We start from the raw sequence: 22,368 nt of genomic DNA, 5'->3' as shown, positions 1-22,368 counted from the left end.
TTCGGTATTCCGGCAGGTCACCGGTGTGCGCCTGGTGTGCCGCACAAGTGAACCCGAAGGGGGCGGGGCCGGGGGTGTGAATGGGTGACCCGGGTCGGCCCACCGGCCCGCGCGTCCGTCCCTCCGCCGGAAACCTGCCGATCCACCCACCACCCGTCCGCCCGCCGTCCGTCCGCCCACCGTCCACCCGTCCCCGTCCGCCCACCCGTCCCCGTCCGCCCACCGCCTGTCCGCCCACCGCCCGTCCGCCCGCCGTCCGTCCTTGGCCCGTCCACCCGTCGCCCGTTCGCTCGCCCGCCCACCGTTCGAGGGTGAGCGCGCGGTACGACCCGGGCCGTCGGCCGGAAGGTGCGCCAGAATGTGTGCCGCGTCACACCGTGGCGTCGGTCGGGCGCGATGATTTCGGAGCGGTGCGCCGGTCTTGACCGACGTAACCCGAACGCGTGATGTGGCCGAGAGCACGTGATGTGGCCGAGACAGCGACGAGGAGCGAGTCCCATGCGCATCGTGATCAGTGAGTTCATCAGCCTGGACGGTGTCGTGCAGGCGCCCGGCGGTCCCGAGGAGGACACCGACGGCGGGTTCGCGCACGGCGGCTGGTCCCACCCGTACTTCGACCCGGAGGTCGTGGGCGGCGCGTTCGCGGCGGGACTCTCCCGCGCCGAGGCACTGCTGTTCGGGCGCCGCACCTGGCAGACGATGGCCGGGGCGTGGCCCGAGAGGGCGGGAGACCCGTTCGCCGACCGCATGAACTCCCTGCCCAAGTACGTGGTCTCCGGCACCCTCGGCGAGGACGAGCTGGCGGCCTGGGACAACACCACGCTCATCCCGGCCGGCGAGGCCGTCGCCCGGATCCGCGAGCTGCGCGCGGCCGACGGCGGCGACCTCGCGATGATGGGCAGCCCCACCCTCGTACGCACCCTGCTGGCCGAGGGTCTGGTCGACGAGCTCCAATTGATCCGTATGCCGGTGATCCTCGGCGGCGGCAAGACGATCTTCCCCGGGGACGGGATGAAGCGCCCGCTCGAACACGTTTCCACCGTTACCGCGAAGACGGGCGTGGACGTGAGCGTGTACCGGCCGGTGAAGGAGGACTAGGACCCGCCCGGGGCGGACATGCTCCGGACAAGCCGTGGGCAGGCGAACCTGACGGCGCCTGCCCACGGCGACCGGGGAGCATCCGGGTCCGGAGGGCGTCCGGGACCGCTGAGCCTCCTGGACCCGCGGGCCTCAGGGACGGCTGGGCTTCCCGGACCGGCGGCCCTCATGGACCGCTGAGCCTCCTCGACCGGCGGGCGTCCGGCGACTGCCCGCGGACCGGAAGGCGTCCGGTGCCGGTCAGCCCACGGAGACCGCGGACCAGGCCGCCGCCACGGCGTTGTACTCGGCGCTGCCCGCTCCGTACAGGTCCTTGGCCGCGTTCAGGGTGGCCGTGCGCGCGCCCGCGTAGTTCGTCGAGGAGGTCATGTAGACCGTCAGCGCGCGGTACCAGATCTTGCCGACCTTGTCGTGGCCGATGCCGGTGACGGTGGCGCCGTTGCAGGTGGGGGAGTCGTAGGCGACGCCGTTCACGGTCTTCGCCCCGCTGCCCTCCGCGAGCAGGTAGGCGAAGTGGTTGGCGACGCCGGAGGAGTAGTGGACGTCGAGGTTGCCGACCGAACTGCTCCAGCAGTCGGCCGAGTTGCCGTCCCTGGAGGGCTTGTCCATGAAGCGGAGGGCGGGCTTTCCGAAGCCGGAGCGGACGATCTTCTCGCCGATCAGGTAATCGCCGGGGTCGGAGGCGTTGTTCGCGTACCACTCCACCATGGTGCCGAAGATGTCGGACGTGGCCTCGTTGAGACCGCCGGACTCGCCCGAGTACGTCAGCGCGGCTGTCTTGGAGGTCACGCCGTGCGACATCTCGTGCCCGGCGACGTCCAGCGCGACCAGCGGCCCGAACGTCGAGCCGTCCCCGTCCCCGTACGTCATGCAGAAGCAACTGTCGTCCCAGAAGGCGTTGTTGTAGTTGTTGCCGTAGTGCACGCGGTTGTACGACCCCTTGCCGTCGCCCGCGATGCCGTTCCTGCCGTGGACGTTCTTGTAGTAGTCCCAGGTCTCGTTGGTGCCGTACTGCGCGTCCACCGCGGCGGACGAGCGGTCCGAAGCCGCGCCCGTACCCCAGTGGTTGTCCGCGTCGGTGAAGAGCGTCGCGGGCGCCCGGCTGATGCAGATCCCGAAGATGCACAGGTCCGTCTTGTTCGCCGCGTCGCCCGTGTACGTGTTCCCGCGCGTCGGGTCCTTCAGCTGGTACGTCGATCCGGAGGGCGTCGTCTCCAGCGGAACCGTGCCGCTGTAGAGCGAGTTGCCGTCGCCCGCCGCCGTCTCGACGCTGTCCCAGGCGTCGATCCGCGCGCCGGTGCGGGCGTCGGTCAGGACCGTGCGGGCGACCGGGTTGCCGAGCGAGTCCTGGGCCACCGCGTCGGTGTGCCAGGCGAGCCTCGGAGCCCCGTGCAGGGCGTCGACGATCAGCCGCGGCTTCGCCGTCACCCTCTTCAGCGCCTTGCCCGGGTTGGCGGCGCGCAGCGCGTTCACCGCCAGACCGGCCGCCTTCGCGCCGGACAGCTCGGGGGTGACGCTGGTCAGCGAAATGGCCTTCCCCGTCGCGCGGTCGGCGCCGCGGTACGCCCCGTCCGGGGCCAGGTGGACCACGAAGTCGCCGCCCAGTACCGGGAGTTCACGGTACGTCCGGTCGTAGCGCACATGCTGGGTGCCGTCCTTGTCGACGACGACGTCCCGGACGGAGGTGCGCTGCGCAGAGGTGAGGCCCAGGTTCGCGGCGTGGGCCGCCAGTGCCGAGACCGCGTTCTCGATCGCGGTGGCCCGGGTCGGCCTGGTGTCGGCGCTCGCGGCGGGGGCGAGAGCGGCGGCCAGCAGCGCGGCCGTGGTCGCGGCCGCGCCGGCGGTGGCGAGAGAGGAACCTCGGATGTGCCGTATTCGACTCATCGGTCTCCTTGGAAAGGTGCCTTGGGGAGGGCGCGTGGGGGGAGGGGATACGTGGGGCGGCGCACGTGGGGGAGGCGCTGAGAGCTGACTCAGATTTAAAGGTGCATGACATGTCATGTCCATAGGGCCTGCCGGGTGCGCGCGGGATGCGGCGAGAATCGTTTCCGTACCCTCACGAATGGAGGCGCTCATGGAATCGCCCGCCTGCCTGGCCGTCCTGACCACGACGGATGCGGCGGAGAAGGCTGCGGCGCTGGCCCGTGGCGCGGTGGCGGCGCGCGTCGCGGCCTGTGCGCAGATCTCGGGGCCGGTCACCTCCGTCTACCGCTGGGAGGGTGCCGTGGAGACCGCCTCCGAGTGGCAGATCCAGTTCAAGACGACCGCGGCGCGCTACCCGGCGCTGGAGGCGTATCTCCTGGACGCCCACGACTACGACACCCCCGAGATCATCGCGACCCCGGTCGTCGTGGGAAGCCCGGACTACCTGCGCTGGCTGGAGGAGGAAACGGCCCCTTGAGTCCTCTGGACCTCCTCGGCGAAGCGGAGCTGCCCTTCTTCGTCTACGGCACCCTGCGCCCCGGCGAGCACAACCACGACCTGTTCCTGCGCGGCCGGACCCGGTCCGAGGAGCCGGGGCGGATGCGCGGGCTCCTGCTGTACGCGGGGCCCGGATACCCGTACGCCGTCGAAGAGCCCGGTGGCATGGTGAGCGGCGAACTCGTGACCGCGCGGCCCGAGGCGTACGAGCGACTCCTCGCGGTGCTCGACGAGTTGGAGGAGTACACGCCGGGCGATCCGCGCAACCTCTATGAGCGGGTCGCGCGCGACGCCCTGAGAGCGGACGGTGCCACGGTCGTACGGGCCTGGGTGTACGTCGCCGCACCCGCGGTGGCGGACCGCCTGCGGGTCGACGGCAAGCCGATCGAGAACGGGGACTGGCGCGGCGACGGGGGAGACACCCCGGCGCACCGGCTCTCCTGAGCCGTGCCCGGGGTGGCGTGCCCGCGCGTGTCCGGCGCGGCGCGCGAGGCCGCTCCGACGGCCGGGCCGGGCGAGCGGGCCGGGATGCGGGCGGCGGGCGGCCCCGCGCTTGACCGCCGCGGTGCGTGATGGTGTTCCGGCGGGCCGGGTGTGCCAGCCGTGCCGGGTGCACCCGTGCGGGTGGCCGCCCCGTGCGCCCCCGGTGGCACGGGCGGCCCCGCCCCTAGGGTCCGGCCATGACCGACCGCGACTTGACCAGACGACGTGTCCTCGCGCTCAGTGGGGCGGCCGTCGGCGCAGCCCTGGGCATCGGACTCAGCTCCTGCTCCGCAGACCCCGAGCCGGGCAGACGCTCCGGCTCCGGGAGCGGCTCGACCCGGTCCCCCAAGTCCGTTGAGCAGCCCAAGCCGGAGGACCCGGGCGGGCACTGACCGGCACCGCGTCAGACAGGCCCTAGCGGGCCGTCGCCAGCGCCAGGGTCACCCCGTGCTCCTTCGGGCCCAGGAAATGCGGATCCGGCTCGAACACCGCGTCCAGCGCGGCCTTGCCCGCCGCGAAGATCTCGCGGGTGCCGCCGTAGTACCAGGTGGCGTCGTGCTTGGCGTCGACGCCGATGCCGTACGAGCGGACGCCCGCCGCCCGGCACAGGGCGAGAGCACGGCGGATGTGGAAGTCCTGGCTGATCAGGACGGCCTCGTGGACACCGAAGATCTTGCGGGCGCGGACGCAGGAGTCCCAGGTGTCGAAGCCGGCGTAGTCGCTGACGATCCGTCGCTCGGGCACTCCGTGCGCGGTGAGATAGGCACGCATCGCGTCGGGCTCGTCGTAGTCCTTGCGGCTGTTGTCGCCGGTGACGAGGACGACCTCGATCCGGCCGGCCCGGTACAGCTTCGCCGCGGCGTCCAGGCGGTGGGCGAGGTACGGGGACGGCTCGCCGCCCCACAGGCCCGCGCCGAAGACGATCGCGACCTCGGTGCGCGGGGCGTCCGCCGTCGTCCGCAGCCGGTCGCCCGTCGCCACGTACAGCCAGGTAGCCGGGAGCAGCGCCAGCACACACAGGACCATCAGCGCCTGTACGGCCCGCCGTTGCCCCGCGCGCGTACGCGGCAGCGGCGGCAGGCGGAGCAGACGTGGTCTGCGAAAGCTCGGGCGCTTCGGGCGCGGCAGACGCGGCAGGCGCGGCATGATCGATGTCCCCCATGTGTCGTCACTCGCGGCGGCGCGCGGCCCGGTACGTGCGCCGCGCTCGCGCCGGACCCGTTCGGTCTCCGCAGCGGTCCGCGCCGCGGATTTCGCCTCGGTTCTCGTTCGGCTCCCGGTCCGGTTCTCGCGCCGGCTCCGCGTCCCCGTTCGACAGGTGAAGACGCATCGTAAGGCCGTTCGGTTCACCCGGGCGCGTGGACCTGGGTCATCCCGAAAGGCGAGAGCCGCAGGTGGGAACCCCTCACACCGTGCCGCAGCCGCTCGGTGAACCACTGGAAAACACCCGACATGCCCACGCAACGGCCCGGCAACCTCCTACCGCCAGGATCGACCCATGACGGCCTCGAACCCCGCTCGCGACGCGTCCTCCCACCGCCTCGGCGGCCCGCCGCCCCGCGGCGCCCACCTCGAAGGCCCCCTCGACAGTACGGCGCAGCTCATGAACCGGATCACCAGTCAGCTCGGCAGCCAGCTCAGTCTCGTCTCGCTCGACGGCACCCGCCGTCCGCCGCCGCCCGCGCTGGTCCTGGCCGCCCACGGCAGCCGCGACCCGCGCGCGCTCGCCACCGTACGCACCCTGATCGAACGCGTCCGCGAGCTGCGCCCGCACCTGTCCGTGCGCCTCGGCCACATCGAGCTGAACGAGCCCCTGCTCCGCGACACGCTCGCCTCCCTGGCCGGCAAGGAGGACGCCGTCCTCGTACCGCTGCTGCTCGGCCGCGGCTACCACGTCCGGCGCGACATCCCCGGGACCGCGGCTGCCGTTCCCGGCCTGAACACCCGCGTCGCCGCCCCGCTCGGCCCGCACCCGCTGCTCGTGGAAACCCTCTACGCCCGCCTCGTCGAGGCCGGATGGCGGACCAGGATGAGCGACTCGGCGCGCCGCGCGAGCGCCGTCGTCCTCGCGTCCGCCGGCTCCCGTTCACCGGACTCGGCCGCCGACACCCGCCGCACCGCCCAGCTGCTCGCCGAACGCCTCGGCGTCCCGGTCGTCCCGGCCTACGCCTCCGCAGCCGCGCCGACCGTCCCCGCCGCCGTGCGCTCCCTCGCCGCCCGGGGCCGCCACCGGATCGCCGTCGCCTCGTACTTCACCGCTCCCGGCCGCTTCGCCACGCAGTGCGCCGAGGAGGCCCCCTGGATCTGCGCCGAACCCCTCGGCGACCACCCGGCGATGGCCCGCCTGGTCCTGCACCGCTACGACCAGGCCGTCGCGGTCCCCGAGCCCGCCCCGGAGCGCACCCTGGTCCCGGCCTGAACCCGACGCTTCCTCCCGCGCCTGACACCGCGCCGTCGGCGACGGCGTCCCGATTGTCACTGCTTGCGTCTACTGTCGGTGCATGGAAGGCATGGCACCGAAGACCGAAGACACCGCACCGCAGACACCGCAGACACCACAGACACCACAGACACCACAGACGTACGAGAACCACACGGCCCACCACGAGTACGACGTGTCGGCCGTCGAGCGCTGGGCCGTCGAGCCCGACAAACGCCCCGGCCGCACCGCCTTCCAGCGCGACCGCGCGCGCGTGCTGCACTCCGCCGCCCTGCGCCGCCTCGCGGGCAAGACCCAGGTCGTCACCCCCGGCACCCTTCCCCAGGTCCTCGGCCCCGCAGGATCGGACGGGGCGCCCATCCAGGTGTGGGACGCCAGTCCGCGGACGCGGCTGACCCACTCCCTGGAGTGCGCCCAGGTGGGCCGCGAGCTGGGCGCCGCCCTGGGCTGCGACCCGGACCTGGTCGAGGCGGCCTGCCTCTCGCACGACCTGGGCCACCCGCCCTTCGGACACAACGGCGAGCAGGCGCTCAACGAATTCGCCGAGGACTGCGGCGGATTCGAGGGCAACGCCCAGTCACTGCGCCTGCTCACCCGGATCGAGCCCAAGCGCTTCGTGCGCAGCGACATGGTGACCTCGGCCTCCGCCGCGGCGGACGACGACCTCGTCAGCGTCGGCCTCAACCTCACCCGCGCCGCCCTCGACGCCGCCACCAAGTACCCCTGGCCGAGAGGCGCCCGTCCCACCGACCCGAAGTCCCCGAAATTCGGGGTCTACGAGGACGACCGGCCGGTCTTCGACTGGATCCGCAAGGGCGCCCCCGGTTCGCGTACGTGCTTCGAGGCCCAGGTGATGGACTGGTCCGACGACGTGGCCTACTCGGTGCACGACGTCGAGGACGGTCTGCACGCCGGCCACATCGACCCCGGCTGCCTGCACTCCGAACCGGAACGCCAGGAGATCTTCGCCGTCGCCATCGGGCGGTACGTGCCCGACGACACCGATCCGGCCGAGCTGTCCGAGGCCCTCGACCGCCTCCTCGGCCAGGAGTGGTGGCCGCACGGGTACGACGGATCGGCCGTCGCGCAGGCCCGCCTGAAGGACGCCACCAGCCAGCTCATCGGCCGTTTCTGCCTGGCCGCGGAGGGCGCCACCCGCGCGCGCTACGGCAGCGGACGCCTCACCCGGTACGCGGCGGAACTGGTCGTCCCGAGGAACGCCCGGCACGAGTGCGCCGTCCTCAAGGCGGTCGCCGACCGGTACGTGATGCAGCGCGCCGAACAGGAGCGGCTCCGCGCCGACCAGCGGATCATCGTCGCGGTGCTCGCCGAGGCGCTCACCGCCCGCGCCCCCGAGGTATTGGATCCGCAATTCCGGGCACTGTTCGACCACGCGGCCGACGACCGCGCCCGCAAGCGAGTGATCGTCGACCAGATCGCATCCCTCACGGATGCCTCGGCGCGTTCCCTGCACCTCAGGCTCACCACGCGTTCCCGTGACTCCTCCCCCTCGTGAACGAGGGGGGCTTCTCACTCGACTCCAAGGAGTTTCATGACGGTCAAGCCCTGACCGCTGCCGGAGGCAGATGCAAAGCGGACTACGCCGCTTCGTGGCTCCGGCACTCAGGATGCGTTCCCGCCCGGCCGAAGGCCGGGATCCCATGCAAGGAGAAAGATGGGGCGGACAGTGTGACCCTGAGTGGCCCGATCGGGCCACTACCCCTTCCCGCATCACGCTCCGTGCGGGACGCTCGCATATGGCGACATCCTTACGAGGAGGCATCAAGTGGTCGACGCGGATCAGACATTCGTCATCGTCGGAGGAGGCCTGGCAGGCGCCAAGGCGGCCGAGACGCTCCGAGCGGAGGGCTTCACCGGCCGCGTGATACTGATCTGCGACGAGCGCGACCACCCCTACGAACGCCCGCCGCTGTCCAAGGGCTACCTCCTCGGCAAGGAGGAGCGCGACAGCGTCTTCGTGCACGAACCCGCGTGGTACGCGCAGAACGACATCGAGCTGCACCTCGGCCAGACCGTCGACGCGATCGACCGCGCGGCCAAGACCGTCCGCTTCGGTGACGACGGCACCCTCGTCCACTACGACAAGCTGCTCATCGTCACCGGTGCGGAGCCGCGCCGCCTCGACATCCCGGGCACCGACCTCGCCGGCGTCCACCACCTGCGCCGCCTCGCCCACGCCGAGCGCCTCAAGGGCGTCCTCGCCGCGCTGGGCCGGGACAACGGACACATCGTCATCGCCGGCGCCGGCTGGATCGGCCTGGAGGTCGCCGCCGCGGCCCGCGAGTACGGCGCCGAGGTCACCGTCGTCGAACCCGCGGCGACCCCCCTGCACAACGTGCTCGGCCCCGAACTGGGCCAGCTCTTCGCCGAACTGCACCGCGAGCACGGCGTCCGTTTCCACTTCGGCGCCCAGCTCACCGAGATCGTCGGCCAGGACGGCATGGTGCTGGCCGCCCGCACCGACGACGGCGAGGAGCACCCCGCCCACGACGTCCTCGCGGCCATCGGCGCCGCCCCGCGCACCGGCCTCGCCGAGGCCGCCGGCCTGACCATGGCCGAGCGCGCGCACGGCGGCGGCATCGCGGTCGACGACCAGCTGCGCACCTCCGACCCCGACGTGTACGCCGCCGGTGACGTCGCCTCCTTCCACCACAGCCTCTTCGACACCCGGCTGCGCGTCGAGCACTGGGCCAACGCCCTCAACGGCGGACCGGCCGCCGCCCGCTCGATGCTGGGCCGGGGGACGGCGTACGACCGCGTGCCCTACTTCTTCTCCGACCAGTACGACGTGGGTCTCGAGTACTCGGGCTGGGCGCCCCCGGGGTCGTACGACCAGGTGGTGATCCGCGGTGACGCGAGCAAGCGGGAGTTCATCGCCTTCTGGGTGAAGGAGGGCAGGCTGCTGGCCGGGATGAACGTCAATGTGTGGGACGTCACGGAGCCGATCCAGCAGCTGATCCGCTCCCGGGCCCGGGTGGACACCGACGCGCTCGCCGACCCGCACGTTCCGTTGGAGAGCCTGGTCCCGTGACCGACGCGTCGCCCGGCTCCGGAACCGTCCCCGTGCCGGGGATTCCGGGGGCGCGCCCCCGGACCCCGGCCGGGTGGTCGCTCACCTGCCCCGGGAGTGTCGGTGCGGCCCCGTAGAATCACCACGTGGCAGGCAGGATCAATGACGAGGACGTGAAGGCTGTTCGGGACGCGGTCCCGATCGACGCCGTGGTGTCCGAGTACCTCCAACTGCGCAACGCGGGCGGCGGAAACCTCAAGGGTCTCTGCCCCTTCCACGACGAGAAGTCACCGTCCTTCCAGGTCAGCCCCAGTAAGGGACTCTTCCACTGCTTCGGCTGCCAGGAAGGCGGCGACACCATCACGTTCGTGATGAAGGTCGACCACCTCACCTTCTCCGAGTCGGTCGAGCGCCTCGCCGCCCAGGCCGGCATCACGCTGCGCTACGAGGAGGGCGGGTACAACCCCGCCAATCAGCGCGGCGAGCGCATCCGCCTGGTCGAGGCGCACAACGCGGCCGCCAAGTTCTACATCGAGCAGCTCGGCACCAGCCCCGAGGCCGACACGGGCCGCTCGTTCCTCGCCGAGCGCGGCTTCGACCAGGCCGCCGCCGCCCACTTCGGTGTCGGCTACAGCCCGCAGGGCTGGGACCACCTCACCCGCCATCTGCGCGGCAAGGGTTTCACCGACAAGGAGCTGGTCCTCTCCGGCCTCTCCCAGGAAGGCCGCCGCGGCCCCATCGACCGCTTCCGCGGCCGGCTCATGTGGCCGATCCGCGACATCGGCGGGGAGGTCGTCGGCTTCGGCGCCCGCAAGCTGTACGAGTCCGACAACGGACCGAAGTACCTGAACACGCCCGACACCGCGATCTACCGGAAGTCCCAGGTCCTGTACGGCATCGACCTCGCCAAGAAGGACATCGCCAAGAGCAGCCGGGCGGTCGTCGTCGAGGGCTACACCGACGTCATGGCCTGCCACCTGGCCGGCATCACCACAGCCATCGCGACCTGCGGCACGGCGTTCGGCGGCGACCACATCAAGATCCTCCGCCGACTGCTGATGGACAACGGCTCGGCCCGGGTGATCTTCACCTTCGACGGCGACGCGGCCGGCCAGAAAGCCGCCCTGCGCGCCTTCGAGGACGACCAGAAGTTCGCCGCCGAGACCTACATCGCCATCGCGCCCGACGGCATGGACCCCTGCGAGCTGCGCCTCGCCAAGGGCGACGCCGCCGTCGCCGACCTGGTCGAACCCCGCACCCCCCTCTTCGAGTTCGCGCTGCGCCAGATCGTCCTGCGCTACGACCTGGAGACCCCGGCCGGGCGCGCGGCCGCCCTCGACGAGGCCGCCCCCATCGTCGCCCGCATCAAGAACAGCGGCGCTCAGCACGAGGTCGCCGTGCAGCTCGCCGGCATGCTCGGCATCCTCGACACCCAGTTCGTCGTCAAGAGGGTGTCCCAGCTGGCCCGTTGGGCCCGCGACCGGGGCGGCATGGGGCCCGCGCCGGCCGGCGGCCGCACCCAGCAGACCTACGCCGCCGCCCAGGCACCCACCGGCGGCGGCCCGGCCCTCACCCTGCGCAACCCCGTCTACGCCACCGAGCGCGAGCTGCTCAAACTCGCCCTCCAGCGACCGGAGTTGGTCGCCCCGGCGTTCGACGCGTACGGCATGGACGAGTTCACCGCCGCGCCCTACGCCGCCGTGCGTCAGGCCGTCATGGACGCGGGCGGCGCCGAGTACGGCGTCCAGGACCCCCAGGAGTATCTGATCCGGGTCCGTGACGCCGCCCCGGACGACGTGGTGCGCGCGATGGTCACCGAGCTGGCCGTCGAGGCGATCATGCGCAAGACCGTCGACGAGACGTACGCGGGCGACCAGCTCGTCGCGGTCCGCCGCCGTGCCGTCGACCGCCGCATCCGGGACGTCCAGGGCTCCCTGTCCCGCATCAGCGCGGGCGGCGACCCGGCCCAGCTGGCCGCCGTGCAGAACGAGTTGTGGGTCCTCCAGCAGTACGGGCAGGCGCTCCGCGAGAAGGGCGCCGAAGCCCTCTGAGGCCGGACGACGGGGTTCCGGGGATGTTCCACGGGTGAACCGGCGGGACCGCCGGGGCGGGGCGGGCGCTCGCAGTGGTCGGCGCACATGCCAATCCCGTACGCGCATCCGCAGGTTTCGTCCTCGCTGAGCTGCGCACTCGTGCAGGACGGTAACCAGGCGGTCACGGACCGGACGCAAAAAGTCACCGCACGCCCCTCGTGGCAGCGATGTGTCGTACTCCACACTGGGTTCCGGTGCCTGAGTCCTCGGAGCGCGGCCGACCCGCACGCGACGGGTTCGCGATCCCCGCGGTTCCGCCAAACGACTACGGGATGGACAGCGGCGAGGCCGTCGACCCCATCCCCGACGTACCGCTGCCGCACCCCTCAGCAGCGACATTCCTGGAGGTCGCCCCCGTGCAGACCCAGACCCTCGCACAGACCGACAACACCATCGACACGGACGCGGATACCGACGTCGTCGCGGCGGTCCCCCCGCAGCGCCGTGCCGCGCACCACCCCGAGGCCGAGCCGGAGAGCCCCCCCGAGGCTCCTGGAGAGGCTCCCGGGGCGGAGGTGGAGGTGGAGACCGAGGCCGAGGCCCCCGAACCGGTGGAGCCGGCCCGAGGCCGCGCCGCCGACACCGGTGGTCCCTCGTCCGACCTGTTCCGCCAGTATCTGAGGGAGATCGGCCGGATCCCGCTGCTCACGGCCGCCGAGGAGGTCGACCTCGCCCGCCGCGTCGAGGCCGGGCTCTTCGCCGAGGAGAAGCTTCGGCTCGCCTCCGACCTGGACAGCCAGCTCGCCCTCGACCTGGACAAGATCGTCGTCATGGGCCGGATGGCCAAGCGCCGGCTCATCGAGGCGAACCTGCGGCTCGTCGTCTCCGTGGCCAAGCGGTACGTGGGCCGCGGCCTGACCATGCTCGACCTGGTCCAGGAGGGCAACCTCGGCCTGATCAGGGCCGTCGAGAAGTTCGACTACGCCCGCGGCTACAAGTTCTCCACGTACGCCACCTGGTGGATCCGGCAGGCCATGTCGCGCGCGCTCGCCGACCAGGCACGCACCATTCGCGTCCCGGTGCACGTGGTCGAGCTGATCAACCGGGTGGTCCGCGTCCAGCGGCGGATGCTCCAGGAGCGCGGCTACGAGCCCAGTCCCGAGGAGGTCGCGGCCCAGCTCGACCTGACCGGCGAGCGGGTGAGCGAGGTCCTGCGGCTGGCCCAGGAGCCGGTGTCCCTGCACGCCCCCGTGGGCGAGGAGGACGACGTGGCCCTCGGGGACCTGATCGAGGACGGCGACGCGACGTCTCCGGTGGAGTCCGCGGCGTTCCTGCTGCTCAGGCAGCATCTGGAGGCGGTGCTGTCCACGCTCGGCGAGCGGGAGCGCAAGGTCGTCCAGCTCCGGTACGGGCTGGCGGACGGGCGTCCGCGCACCTTGGAGGAGATCGGCCGCATCTTCGGCGTCACGCGCGAGCGCATCCGCCAGATCGAGTCCAAGACCCTGAACAAGCTGAGGGACCACGCCTTCGCGGACCAGCTGCGGGGGTATCTGGACTGACCCGGGGGCGCTGTCCCCGGACCCCCGCTCCTCAAACGCCGGAGGGGCTGATTTTCTCGCCGGAAGGGTGATTTCCAGCGGGGGTCCAGGAGGTGGTCACCTCAGCGGGACGAGGTGGGTCAGTCGACCTCGGCGACCGCCTGGGCGAACTGGGCCTGGTACAGGCGGGCGTAGGCGCCGTCGGACTCCAGCAGTTCCGCGTGGGCGCCCTGCTCCACGATGGACCCGTCCTCCATCACGAGGATGGTGTCCGCGTCCCGGATCGTCGACAGACGGTGGGCGATCACGAACGACGTCCGGCCGTGCGCCAGCTTGGCCATCGCCTTCTGGATCAGCACCTCGGTCCTGGTGTCCACGGAGCTGGTCGCCTCGTCGAGCACCAGGATCACCGGATCCGACAGGAACGCGCGGGCGATCGTGATCAGCTGCTTCTCGCCCGCGCTGACCCCCGATCCCTCGTCGTCGATCACCGTGTCGTAGCCCTCGGGCAGCGTGCGGATGAACCGGTCGGCGTGCGCCGCGCGCGCCGCCTCCTCGATCTCCCCGCGCGTGACGTCCCGCGAGGCCCCGTACGCGATGTTGTCGGCGATCGTGCCCCCGAACAGCCACGTGTCCTGGAGCACCATCCCTATCCCGGACCTCAGCTCGTCCCGCGACATGGACGCCACATCGACCCCGTCGAGGGTGATCCGGCCGCCCGTGACGTCGTAGAACCGCATGAGCAGGTTCACCAGCGTCGTCTTGCCGGCGCCGGTCGGGCCGACGATGGCCACCGTCTGGCCCGGCTCCACCTTCAGCGAGAGGTCCTCGATGAGCGGCTTCTCCGGGTCGTACCGGAAGGAGACGTTCTCCAGCGCCACGCGCCCGCGCAGTTCCTCGGGACGGGCCGACTCCGCCGGGTCCGCCTCCTGCTCGTCCGCGTCGAGGATCTCGAAGACCCGCTCAGCCGACGCGACACCCGACTGCACCAGGTTCGCCATCGACGCGACCTGCGTCAGCGGCATCGAGAACTGGCGGGAGTACTGGATGAAGGCCTGCACGTCACCGATCGACAGCGAGCCCGAGGCCACCCGCAGACCGCCGACGACGGCCACCAGCACATAGTTCAGGTTCGACACGAACATCATCAGCGGCTGCATGACACCGCTGTTGAACTGCGCCTTGAACCCGGCCTCGTACAGCTTGTCGTTCTGCTCGGCGAACAGGGCCGCCGACTCGTCCGCCCGCCCGAACACCTTCACCAGGTTGTGGCCGGTGTACATCTCCTCGATGTGGGCGTTGAGCTTGCCGGTGGTGCGCCACTGCTGCACGAAGTGCGGCTGCGAGCGCTTGCCGACCCGGGTGGCCACGACGAACGACAGCGGCACCGTGACCAGCGCGACGAGCGCGAGCAGCGGCGACACCCAGAACATCATCGCGAGCACACCCACGATGGTCAGCAGCGAGTTGACGAGCTGGCCCATCGACTGCTGGAGGGTCTGCTGGATGTTGTCCATGTCGTTCGTCGCGCGGCTGAGGACCTCACCGCGCTGGCGCTTGTCGAAGTACGACAGCGGCAGCCGCGACAGCTTCGCCTGCAGGTCCTCGCGCATGCGGTAGACGGTCCTGTTGACGGACCGGTTCACCAGTCGCGTCGCCACCGCCATCAGCAGGCCGGCCAGCAGGAACGTGCACAGCGCGAGCAGCAGGATGTGCCCGACGGCGGTGAAGTCGATGCCCTGGCCGGGGGTGAACTCCGTCCCCGAGAGCATGTCGGCGACGGCGCCCTTGCCGTGCGCGCGCAGTGAGTCCAGGGCCTGGGCCTTGGTGGCCCCGGCCGGCATCTGGCGTCCGACGATCCCCGAGAAGACCAGGTCGGTGGCCCTGCCGAGGATCTTCGGGCCGACCACCGAGAGCCCCACGCTCAGCACGACCGTGACCAGCATCACGTACAGCGTGGCGCGCTCGGGCTTGAACTGGGTGAGGAGCCGTCGGCCCGACACCTTGAAATCCATCGAGCGCTGGTCAGGGCCGGTCCCGGCCATCATGCGCCCCATAGGCCCGGCCATCAGGCGGCCTCCGCTTCCGTCAGCTGGGAGAGCACGATCTCCCGGTAGGTCTCGTTGTCCGCCATCAGCTCGTGATGCCGTCCGCTGCCGACGACCCGGCCCTCGTCGAGGACCACGATCCGGTCGGCCTCCCTGATGGTCGACACCCGCTGGGCGACGATCACCACGGTGGCCTCCGCGGTCTCCGCGGTGAGGGCCGCGCGCAGCGCCGCGTCGGTCGCGTAGTCGAGGGCGGAGAAGGAGTCGTCGAAGAGATAGATCTCGGGGCGCTGCACGAGGGTGCGCGCGATGGCCAGGCGCTGACGCTGGCCGCCGGACACGTTCGTGCCGCCCTGCGCGATCGGCGAGTCGAGACCGTTCTCCAGCTGTTCGACGAAGCCCTTGGCCTGCGCCACCTCCAGCGCGTGCCACAGCTCCTCGTCGGTCGCCTCCGGGTTGCCGTACCGCAGGTTCGTGGCGACGGTCCCCGCGAACAGGTACGGCTTCTGCGGGACCAGTCCGACCGTCCTGGCCAGCAGCTTCGGCTCGATGGTCGCGACGTCCACGCCGTCGACGAGCACCTGCCCGTCGGTGGCGTCGAACAGGCGGGGAATCATGCCGAGCAGCGTCGACTTCCCGCTGCCGGTCGACCCGATGACCGCGGTCACCTCACCGGGGCGCGCGACCAGGTCGACGGACTTCAGGACCGGCTCCTCGGCGCCCGGGTAGCGGAACCCGGCCTCGCGGATCTCCAGGTGGCCGTGCCGGCGCAGCTCCAGGACGGGTGCGACGGGCGGGACCACGCTGCTCTCGGTGGCCAGGACCTCCTGGATGCGCTCGGCGCAGACCTCCGCGCGCGGCACCATCATGAACATGAAGGTGGCCATCATCACGGACATCACGATCTGCATCAGGTAGGCCAGGAACGCGGTCAGGTCACCGATCTGCATCTCGCCGCTGTCGATGCGGTGGGCGCCGAACCAGACGACCGCGATGGACGACAGGTTCACCACCGTCATGACGATCGGGAACATCAGGGCCAGCATCCGGCCGGTGGCCAGCGACGTCTCGGTGAGGTCGGTGTTGGCGCCCTTGAAGCGCTCCTTCTCGTAGCCGTCGCGCACGAACGCGCGGATCACGCGGTTGCCGGTGATCTGCTCGCGCAGCACCCGGTTCACGGTGTCCAGGCGCACCTGCATGGTGCGGAACAGCGGGCGGAGCCGGCGCACGATGAGCGTCACGCAGATACCGAGGGTCGGCACCACGGCGACGAGCACCGCGGACAGCGGCACGTCCAGGCCGAGGGCCAGGATGATGCCGCCCACACACATGATCGGCGCCGACACCAGCAGGGTGAACGTCATCAGGGCGAGCATCTGCACCTGCTGGACGTCATTGGTGGTGCGGGTGATCAGCGACGGCGCGCCGAAGTGGCCCATCTCACGTGCCGAGAAGGACTGGACGCGGTCGAAGACGGCGCCCCGGATGTCCCGGCCGACCGCGGACGCCGTACGGGCGCCGTAGTAGACGGCCCCGATGTTGCAGACGACCTGGGTCAGCGAGATGCCGATCATCAGGGCGCCGAAGGTCAGGATGTAGCCCGTGTCACCCTTCACGACACCGTTGTCGATGATGTGCGCGTTGAGGGTGGGCAGGTAGAGCGTGGCGCAGGTCTGCAGGAACTGCAGCAGCACCAGCAGGGCGATGGGTTTCTTGTACGGACTGAGGTGGGTCCGCAGGAGTCGTATGAGCACGCGGGGTCTCTCGGAATCGTCGACGGCAGGGTGATCGGGGGGTTGGGTGGTGCACCACCCCCTATCGTCGGACACTCCACCCGCGTTACCTCAACCGATTAACCCAAGTGCGGTCCAAAAAAGGAGCCCGCCTCCGCCTTCGGACGTACGCCCGCGGAAGGGTTACGACCGGAACGCCCCCGGATGCGTCTGTTCGCGTACGGACACGTACTGCTGTCGTACGGCCTGTCCCACGGCGAGTTCGTCACCCGGCTCCAGCACCTGGGCGACCGGACCCTGCCAGGCGGGCGGGGTCCGCGGGTCGAGGGTGCCCTGCGAGGCGCCGAGGGCCCACGCCGCCTGACGGGCCGCGCCGAGCGCCGCGTAGTCCGCGGGCTGCGGCACGACGACCTGCGCGCCGAACAGCGCGGGTGCCACGGCCTGGACGGCGGGCAGCTCGGCGGCCTGGCCGAGCAGGAAGATCCGGCGTACGTCGACACCCCGGCCGCGCAGCACGTCCAGCGCGTCCGCGAGCCCGCACAGCATCCCCTCGAAGGCTGCTCGCGCCATGTGCTCGGGCCGCATCGACTCCCGGCGCAGACCGGCCAGCGTGCCCGCCGTGTGCGGCAGGTTCGGGGTGCGTTCGCCCTCCAGGTACGGCAGCAGGACGAGCCCGTGGGAGCCCGGCGTCGACTTCATCGCCAGGTCGGACAGTATTTCCAGGTCGGACACGCCGAGGAGCTCGGCGGCCCCGCGCAGGGCCCGTACGGCGTTGAGCGTGGTGACGACCGGAAGGTGCATGCCGGTCGCGTCCGCCAGGGAGGTGATCATGCCGGTGGAGTCCACCAGCGCCTCGGGGTGGACGGCCATCACGGAGCCGGAGGCGCCCAGCGACACCACCGCGTCGCCGAGCCCGATCCCGAGCCCGAACGCCGCCGCCATGGTCTCGCCGGTCCCGGCGGAGATCAGCAGTCCCTCGGGCGTGGTTCCCGCGGCCTCGGCGGGGCCGAGGACGTCCGGCAGCCCGGCCTGGTGACCGAGCGCCAGTTCGATGAGATCCGGCCGGTACGCGCCGGTCGCCGCCGACCAGTACCCGGTCCCCGAGGCGCCGCCCCGGTCCGTGGTCCTGCGCACGGGCCGGCCGAGGAGCTGCCACACCAGCCAGTCGTGGGCCTGCAGCAGCATGCTGGTGCGCCGCGCGGCCTCGGGCTCGGTCTTGTTCAGCCAGCGCAGCTTGGTGACCGGCTGCGCGGCCTGCGGGACGCTGCCCACCGCCTGCGCCCAGGCCTCGCGCCCGCCGAGCGCGTCGATCAGATCGGCCGCCGCGACCTGCGCCCGCTTGTCACCGCCGACCATCGCCGGGCGCACGGTGTTGCCCTGCGCGTCCAGCGGGACGAGGCCGTTCTGCTGGGCGGACACGCCGATGGCCTGGACGCCTTCGAGCAGCCCTCCTCCCGCGGCCTCGCCCAGGGACAGCAGCCAGGCCTGCGGATCCACGTCGGAAGGACGGCCGCCACCCTCGCCGCCGTCGATCGGATGTGGCGCATAACCCTGCCTCAGCACGGCACCCGTGTCGGTGTCGCAGACGACGATACGAGTGAAATCGGGCGCACTGTCCAGCCCGGCGACTATCCCCATGGCGGAAATTCTGCCGTACGACGGGGCTCGGCGGCGCCGGGCGGGCACACAGGACCCGACGCGCCCAGCGATCCCTAGGTATTACTGGTGCCCCAGTCGTCCTCGCCGGTGCCGCCCGCGTTCCGCTCCCGCAGGGAACGCACCCGGTCCGTGACCGAGACGGGGACGCGGTCGCCCACCTTCTCGCTCACGGTGTGCAGCGCCTTGCCCGCGATCTCGCGGCCCTGCTGGGCCGCGGTCTCCGCGGTGTTGCGCACCGCGGGGTTCTGCGCGACCTGACGAGCGGACTTCTTCAGTTGTTCGTAGCGCTCGCGCCCGGCCCGCGTGCCGAGCACGTAACCCAGGGCCAGTCCGGCGACGAACGTGAGCCGGTAGCGCATGACGGCCACCCTTCCCTTGCGTCGGCATCGGTGCGGAGGGAACCGATTGGCGGAGCACCCCCCTGCTTGCGCTAATGTATGTGTCGCAGCGGGCGCACGCTTCCTGGCGAATACCCAGGTAGGTGCGTTCGATGCAAAGATCAATCCTCCGTAGCTCAATTGGCAGAGCAGCCGGCTGTTAACCGGCAGGTTACTGGTTCGAGTCCAGTCGGGGGAGCTCGATCTCCTGTAGCTCAATTGGCAGAGCAGCCGGCTGTTAACCGGCAGGTTACTGGTTCGAGTCCAGTCGGGAGAGCAACGAAAGAGGGCCCCTCGGGGTCCTTTTTCATGTCCGCAGGAAGCGCCCAGGGCATGCCGAAGTCGTCCTGGTCGCGCGATGCCGACCATCCGGAGCAGGAGATCGTATGAGCGGCTATGCTGCGGCAGACGGCGCGCACAAATGTGCGCGGCGCGCCGTAACGGGGCGGTAGCTCAGCCGGTTAGAGCAGCGGACTCATAATCCGTCGGCCGTGGGTTCGAGTCCCACCCGCCCCACTACGCGCTACGCGTGCAGAATCGATGTGACCAGTAACTTCCCTGACTGGTCAGGCGAGTTGAGGGCCCCCGTGGGCGCCTCGCCCGGTCGCGGTCTCATGATCGTCAGGGCCCGCCGGAGGCCCGTGCCCCGGCCAAATCCGTTGTCACCCGTACGGCCTGACCGTCCCTCGGCTGGAGCACACCGTCAACGGCCCCACCCCCTCCCTGAAGCGGCTTGCGGCGCACCGGGGGCCGTTCCCGAAGGGGTCCGCCGCCGCGCACCCGTGGTGCCGTCCCCGGAGCGGCTCACGGTGTACTGGGAGGCCGTACGAGCCCGATCTTGTGGCGCCGGTCCATTCGTAGGGCTGTCGGAGTCTCGTTCCGCCTGTGATTCCCGCCGGTCGGCATCCCGCCCGGCTGCGGGGAGGGTGGACGTCCGCCGGCATCCGGGAGATCGCTCGGATGCGTATGGCGCCCGCCCACGGCCGTCAGCGCACCCCGTCCCCGGTGAACCGCGAGGCCAGAAACCGGATCGCCCGCGTCGAAGCCCGCGAGAACCACCGGTCTCACGCGGAACGCCCTCGGGAGCCCCTCGTGGCGGGTCTGCCGGTGCCCCTCTCAGCGGCCCCCGCGGCGGGTCTGCCCGCGATCCTCTCGGTGACCACCCCCGGCGGGTCTGCCGACGACCTCGCAGCGGCCCTCTCGACTGCCCTGTCCGTGGCCCTCTCAGCGATCCTCGCGGCGGCCCCCCGTCGGCGACCTGCTCAGCGGCCCGTCCCTGCCCTGACAGCGGCAGGCCGACCCCTTACACGCTCCGACAGTGGGACGAAAGGCGGCGTGGCTAATTTCGTCATCGTCAACCGCGGACGCGTTGGTCCGCGGTGCACGACTACGAGATTCCGGGAGCACCGGTGCGAGCAGCGCCGCGCTCCCGGGAGGGGGGTTAGCCGCCGATGACGGTGTCCACAAGTACCTTTGCGTCCGGTGTCCGGGCACTCGAGTTCGTCCGGTCCGTCGACCGGCGTCTCCTCCATCGCCGTGCCCTGTCGGAAGTGTTCCTCACCGACACCTCGGCGGCGGACGGGCAGCGCTTCCTCGCCGGCGCCCAACTCCCTTCCTCGCACGCCTACTTCACCGACCACCTCGGTCACACGGTCGTCGACCCGATCCTGCTCCTGGAGTGCGCTCGGCAGGCCGAGACGTACGGCGCGCACACGCACCTCGGCGTCGACGACGACACGAAGTTCGTCCTGCAGTCGTGGTCCATGCGGCTGCCCGGCCTGTTCACCGCGCACTCCGGCGCCCCGGCGGAGCTGACCGTCGAGGTCACGACCGACCGGCCCGCCGGCGCGACCGCGCCCGCCCGGTCCGTCACCTACGGGATGCGCTTCCTGCTCCTCGGCGAGGAGGTGGGCGAGGCGCGCATGACGGTCGGCTACCTGTCCTCGGGGACGTACTCCTTCGTCCGGTCGAAGCGGCGCGGCAGCCCGCCCGTCTCGTCCGACGACGTCGCGACCGTCCCGACGACGGTCGCCCCCCAGGACCTCGGGCGCGCGAACCCGGTCAACGCCCTGCTCGTCGACCCTGTGCCCGACGGCGAGGGAATCTCCGCCGGTGTACGGATCCCCAACGACAACCCGAGCATGTTCGACCACGCGCAGGACCACCTGCCGGGCATGGTGCTCACCGAGGCGGCGCGGCAGGCCGCCCTGCTCGCCGGCGCCCGGCTCCTCGGCCGGCCCGCGGACGGGACCACGCTGGTCGGGTTCGACCTCGGCTTCGCCAAGTTCGCCGAACTCGACGCGCCGACCACGGTCAGCGCGGTCCCCGAGCGCGACAGCGACGGGATCCAGACCTTCCGGATCGTCTTCCGGCAGAACGGCGAGGAGGTCGCGTCCGGCACCGTGGAGACCACGGCCGTCCCCGCGTCGCACCGGAGGGCTCGGTGAGCGGACGGGCCGCGGTACTGGCGGGACTCGGAGGCTGGCTGCCGCCGACGCGGATCACCAACGACGACCTCGCCCGGCAGTTCGACACCACCGACGAGTGGATCACCACCCGCACCGGGATCCGGCAGCGGTTCGTGGTCCCGCCCGGCCTGTCCACCTCGGACGTCGCGATCGAGGCCGGGGCCCGGGCACTCGCCTCGGCGGGCATGGAGTCGGTGGACCTCCTCGTCCTCGCCACGAGCACCCCGGACCACCCGTGCCCGGCCACGGCGCCGGAAGTGGCCAGCCGGCTCGGGCTCGGAGAGATACCCGCGTTCGACGTGGCCGCCGTGTGCACGGGGTTCGTGTACGCGCTGGCGACCGCGTCGAGCATGATCCGGGCGGGGATCGCCGACAGCGCCCTGGTGATCGGCGCCGACACCTTCTCCACCATCCTCGACCCCGGGGACCGTACGAACAGGGCGATCTTCGGGGACGGCGCGGGGGCGATGGTGCTGCGCGCCGGACACCCGCGGGAACGCGGCGCGATGCTCGGGTTCGACCTGGCCAGCGACGGCTCCCAGGCCGATCTGATCACGGTGCCGGGCGGCGGGTCCGAGCACCGCTCGAAGGGCCTCGCCGCACCGGGCGATGAGTTCTTCACGATGCAGGGCCGTTCGGTGTTCCGCAACGCCGTGACGCGGATGAGCGAGTCGTCGCGGCGGCTGGCGAAACAGCTCGACTGGTCCGTCGAGTCCGTCGACCGACTCGTCGCCCACCAGGCGAACATCCGCATCCTGACCGCCGTGGGCAATGAACTCGGGCTGCCCGAGGAGAAGTTGGTGGTCAACCTCGACCGGGTCGGCAACACCGTCGCCGCCTCCATCCCGCTGGCGCTGACCGACGCCGTGCACACGGGCTCGATCGCACCGGGACACCGGGTGCTGCTGTGCGGCTTCGGCGGAGGCCTCACCTGGGGGGCCGCGGCCCTGGAGTTTCCCGAGGTGTCCGTCGAACCACTGCCGGGTCCACCGGCGCCTGCTGAATCCACCCACACGAAGTGAACGAAGGAAGCTCAACC

General features: G+C 71.3%; 17 protein-coding genes and 3 tRNA genes. 14 read left to right on the top strand and 6 right to left on the bottom strand.

Annotated elements, in window-relative coordinates; genetic code table 11:
• The first annotated feature begins 498 nt into the window (after positions 1 to 498).
• Positions 499 to 1,098 carry a dihydrofolate reductase family protein gene (locus N4G66_RS04370; RefSeq protein ID WP_261702588.1) on the top strand — a complete coding sequence of 200 codons (600 nt, stop codon included), beginning with the start codon at positions 499 to 501 and terminating at the stop codon, positions 1,096 to 1,098.
• Positions 1,099 to 1,338: 240 nt separating this feature from the next.
• On the opposite strand, the gene N4G66_RS04365 is transcribed toward N4G66_RS04370, so the two are convergent.
• Complete coding sequence (locus N4G66_RS04365) at positions 1,339 to 2,982, bottom strand: M4 family metallopeptidase (RefSeq protein ID WP_261702587.1); 1,644 nt, start codon at positions 2,980 to 2,982, stop codon at positions 1,339 to 1,341.
• Positions 2,983 to 3,172: 190 nt separating this feature from the next.
• On the opposite strand from N4G66_RS04365, the gene cutA reads away from it, so the two are divergent.
• The 3 genes from cutA (at position 3,173) to N4G66_RS04350 (ending at position 4,394) form a co-directional block, all read left to right on the top strand.
• Entirely contained in the window at positions 3,173 to 3,499 is a 327-nt protein-coding gene (gene cutA, locus N4G66_RS04360; RefSeq protein WP_261702586.1) for a divalent-cation tolerance protein CutA, read from the top strand.
• Positions 3,496 to 3,963, top strand: coding sequence for a gamma-glutamylcyclotransferase family protein (locus tag N4G66_RS04355; RefSeq protein WP_261702585.1), 468 nt, complete (start codon positions 3,496 to 3,498; stop codon positions 3,961 to 3,963). Before cutA ends, N4G66_RS04355 begins: the two co-directional genes overlap by 4 nt.
• A gap of 236 nt (positions 3,964 to 4,199) precedes the next feature.
• Positions 4,200 to 4,394: a twin-arginine translocation signal domain-containing protein gene (locus N4G66_RS04350; protein WP_261702584.1), complete on the top strand. Its 195-nt coding sequence runs from the start codon at positions 4,200 to 4,202 to the stop codon at positions 4,392 to 4,394.
• A 22-nt stretch (positions 4,395 to 4,416) separates the two neighbouring features.
• Here N4G66_RS04350 and N4G66_RS04345 read toward each other — a convergent pair whose 3' ends face one another.
• On the bottom strand, positions 4,417 to 5,148 hold the full coding sequence (locus N4G66_RS04345; RefSeq protein ID WP_261702583.1) for a SanA/YdcF family protein: 732 nt from the start codon (positions 5,146 to 5,148) through the stop codon (positions 4,417 to 4,419).
• A gap of 352 nt (positions 5,149 to 5,500) precedes the next feature.
• On the opposite strand from N4G66_RS04345, the gene N4G66_RS04340 reads away from it, so the two are divergent.
• The 5 genes from N4G66_RS04340 to N4G66_RS04320 all read left to right on the top strand — a co-directional run bounded on the left by N4G66_RS04340 (position 5,501) and on the right by N4G66_RS04320 (position 13,065).
• On the top strand, positions 5,501 to 6,421 hold the full coding sequence (locus tag N4G66_RS04340) for a sirohydrochlorin chelatase (protein WP_391858752.1): 921 nt from the start codon (positions 5,501 to 5,503) through the stop codon (positions 6,419 to 6,421).
• Between the two features lie 82 nt (positions 6,422 to 6,503).
• Positions 6,504 to 7,958 carry a deoxyguanosinetriphosphate triphosphohydrolase gene (locus N4G66_RS04335; protein WP_261702582.1) on the top strand — a complete coding sequence of 485 codons (1,455 nt, stop codon included), beginning with the start codon at positions 6,504 to 6,506 and terminating at the stop codon, positions 7,956 to 7,958.
• Between the two features lie 270 nt (positions 7,959 to 8,228).
• A complete protein-coding gene (locus tag N4G66_RS04330; protein ID WP_261702581.1) occupies positions 8,229 to 9,494 on the top strand; it encodes an NAD(P)/FAD-dependent oxidoreductase in 1,266 nt (421 codons plus the stop codon).
• Positions 9,495 to 9,619: 125 nt separating this feature from the next.
• Positions 9,620 to 11,524: a DNA primase gene (dnaG, locus tag N4G66_RS04325; protein ID WP_261702580.1), complete on the top strand. Its 1,905-nt coding sequence runs from the start codon at positions 9,620 to 9,622 to the stop codon at positions 11,522 to 11,524.
• Between the two features lie 236 nt (positions 11,525 to 11,760).
• Positions 11,761 to 13,065 carry an RNA polymerase sigma factor gene (locus N4G66_RS04320; protein WP_261702579.1) on the top strand — a complete coding sequence of 435 codons (1,305 nt, stop codon included), beginning with the start codon at positions 11,761 to 11,763 and terminating at the stop codon, positions 13,063 to 13,065.
• Between the two features lie 119 nt (positions 13,066 to 13,184).
• On the opposite strand, the gene N4G66_RS04315 is transcribed toward N4G66_RS04320, so the two are convergent.
• The 4 genes from N4G66_RS04315 to N4G66_RS04300 all read right to left on the bottom strand — a co-directional run bounded on the left by N4G66_RS04315 (position 13,185) and on the right by N4G66_RS04300 (position 18,843).
• Entirely contained in the window at positions 13,185 to 15,113 is a 1,929-nt protein-coding gene (locus N4G66_RS04315; RefSeq protein WP_261702578.1) for an ABC transporter ATP-binding protein, read from the bottom strand.
• The gene (locus N4G66_RS04310; RefSeq protein ID WP_261702577.1) at positions 15,113 to 16,846 is read right to left on the bottom strand and encodes an ABC transporter ATP-binding protein; all 1,734 of its coding nucleotides are present in this window, start codon (positions 16,844 to 16,846) and stop codon (positions 15,113 to 15,115) included. The genes N4G66_RS04315 and N4G66_RS04310 overlap by 1 nt, the downstream gene beginning before the upstream one ends.
• Positions 16,847 to 17,008: 162 nt before the next feature.
• Positions 17,009 to 18,463 carry an FGGY family carbohydrate kinase gene (locus tag N4G66_RS04305; protein ID WP_261702576.1) on the bottom strand — a complete coding sequence of 485 codons (1,455 nt, stop codon included), beginning with the start codon at positions 18,461 to 18,463 and terminating at the stop codon, positions 17,009 to 17,011.
• Positions 18,464 to 18,537: 74 nt separating this feature from the next.
• The gene (locus N4G66_RS04300) at positions 18,538 to 18,843 is read right to left on the bottom strand and encodes a YtxH domain-containing protein (protein ID WP_261702575.1); all 306 of its coding nucleotides are present in this window, start codon (positions 18,841 to 18,843) and stop codon (positions 18,538 to 18,540) included.
• Between the two features lie 144 nt (positions 18,844 to 18,987).
• Between N4G66_RS04300 and N4G66_RS04295 the strand changes: the two genes are divergently transcribed.
• The 5 genes from N4G66_RS04295 (at position 18,988) to N4G66_RS04275 (ending at position 22,351) form a co-directional block, all read left to right on the top strand.
• Positions 18,988 to 19,060 (top strand) — tRNA-Asn (locus N4G66_RS04295).
• A gap of 5 nt (positions 19,061 to 19,065) precedes the next feature.
• Positions 19,066 to 19,138: transfer RNA gene (locus tag N4G66_RS04290), tRNA-Asn, on the top strand.
• Between the two features lie 165 nt (positions 19,139 to 19,303).
• Positions 19,304 to 19,377, top strand: a tRNA-Ile gene (locus N4G66_RS04285).
• Between the two features lie 935 nt (positions 19,378 to 20,312).
• A complete protein-coding gene (locus tag N4G66_RS04280) occupies positions 20,313 to 21,308 on the top strand; it encodes an AfsA-related hotdog domain-containing protein (RefSeq protein ID WP_261702574.1) in 996 nt (331 codons plus the stop codon).
• Positions 21,305 to 22,351 (top strand): beta-ketoacyl-ACP synthase III, encoded by a 1,047-nt coding sequence (locus N4G66_RS04275; RefSeq protein ID WP_261702573.1) that lies wholly within the window; start codon positions 21,305 to 21,307, stop codon positions 22,349 to 22,351. Before N4G66_RS04280 ends, N4G66_RS04275 begins: the two co-directional genes overlap by 4 nt.
• Positions 22,352 to 22,368 lie beyond the last annotated feature (17 nt).

Source organism: Streptomyces rhizosphaerihabitans (assembly GCF_025399795.1).
In the GTDB taxonomy this organism is placed as follows: Bacteria; Actinomycetota; Actinomycetes; order Streptomycetales; family Streptomycetaceae; genus Streptomyces; species Streptomyces rhizosphaerihabitans.
This window is presented reverse-complemented; position numbering and strand designations above follow the sequence as displayed.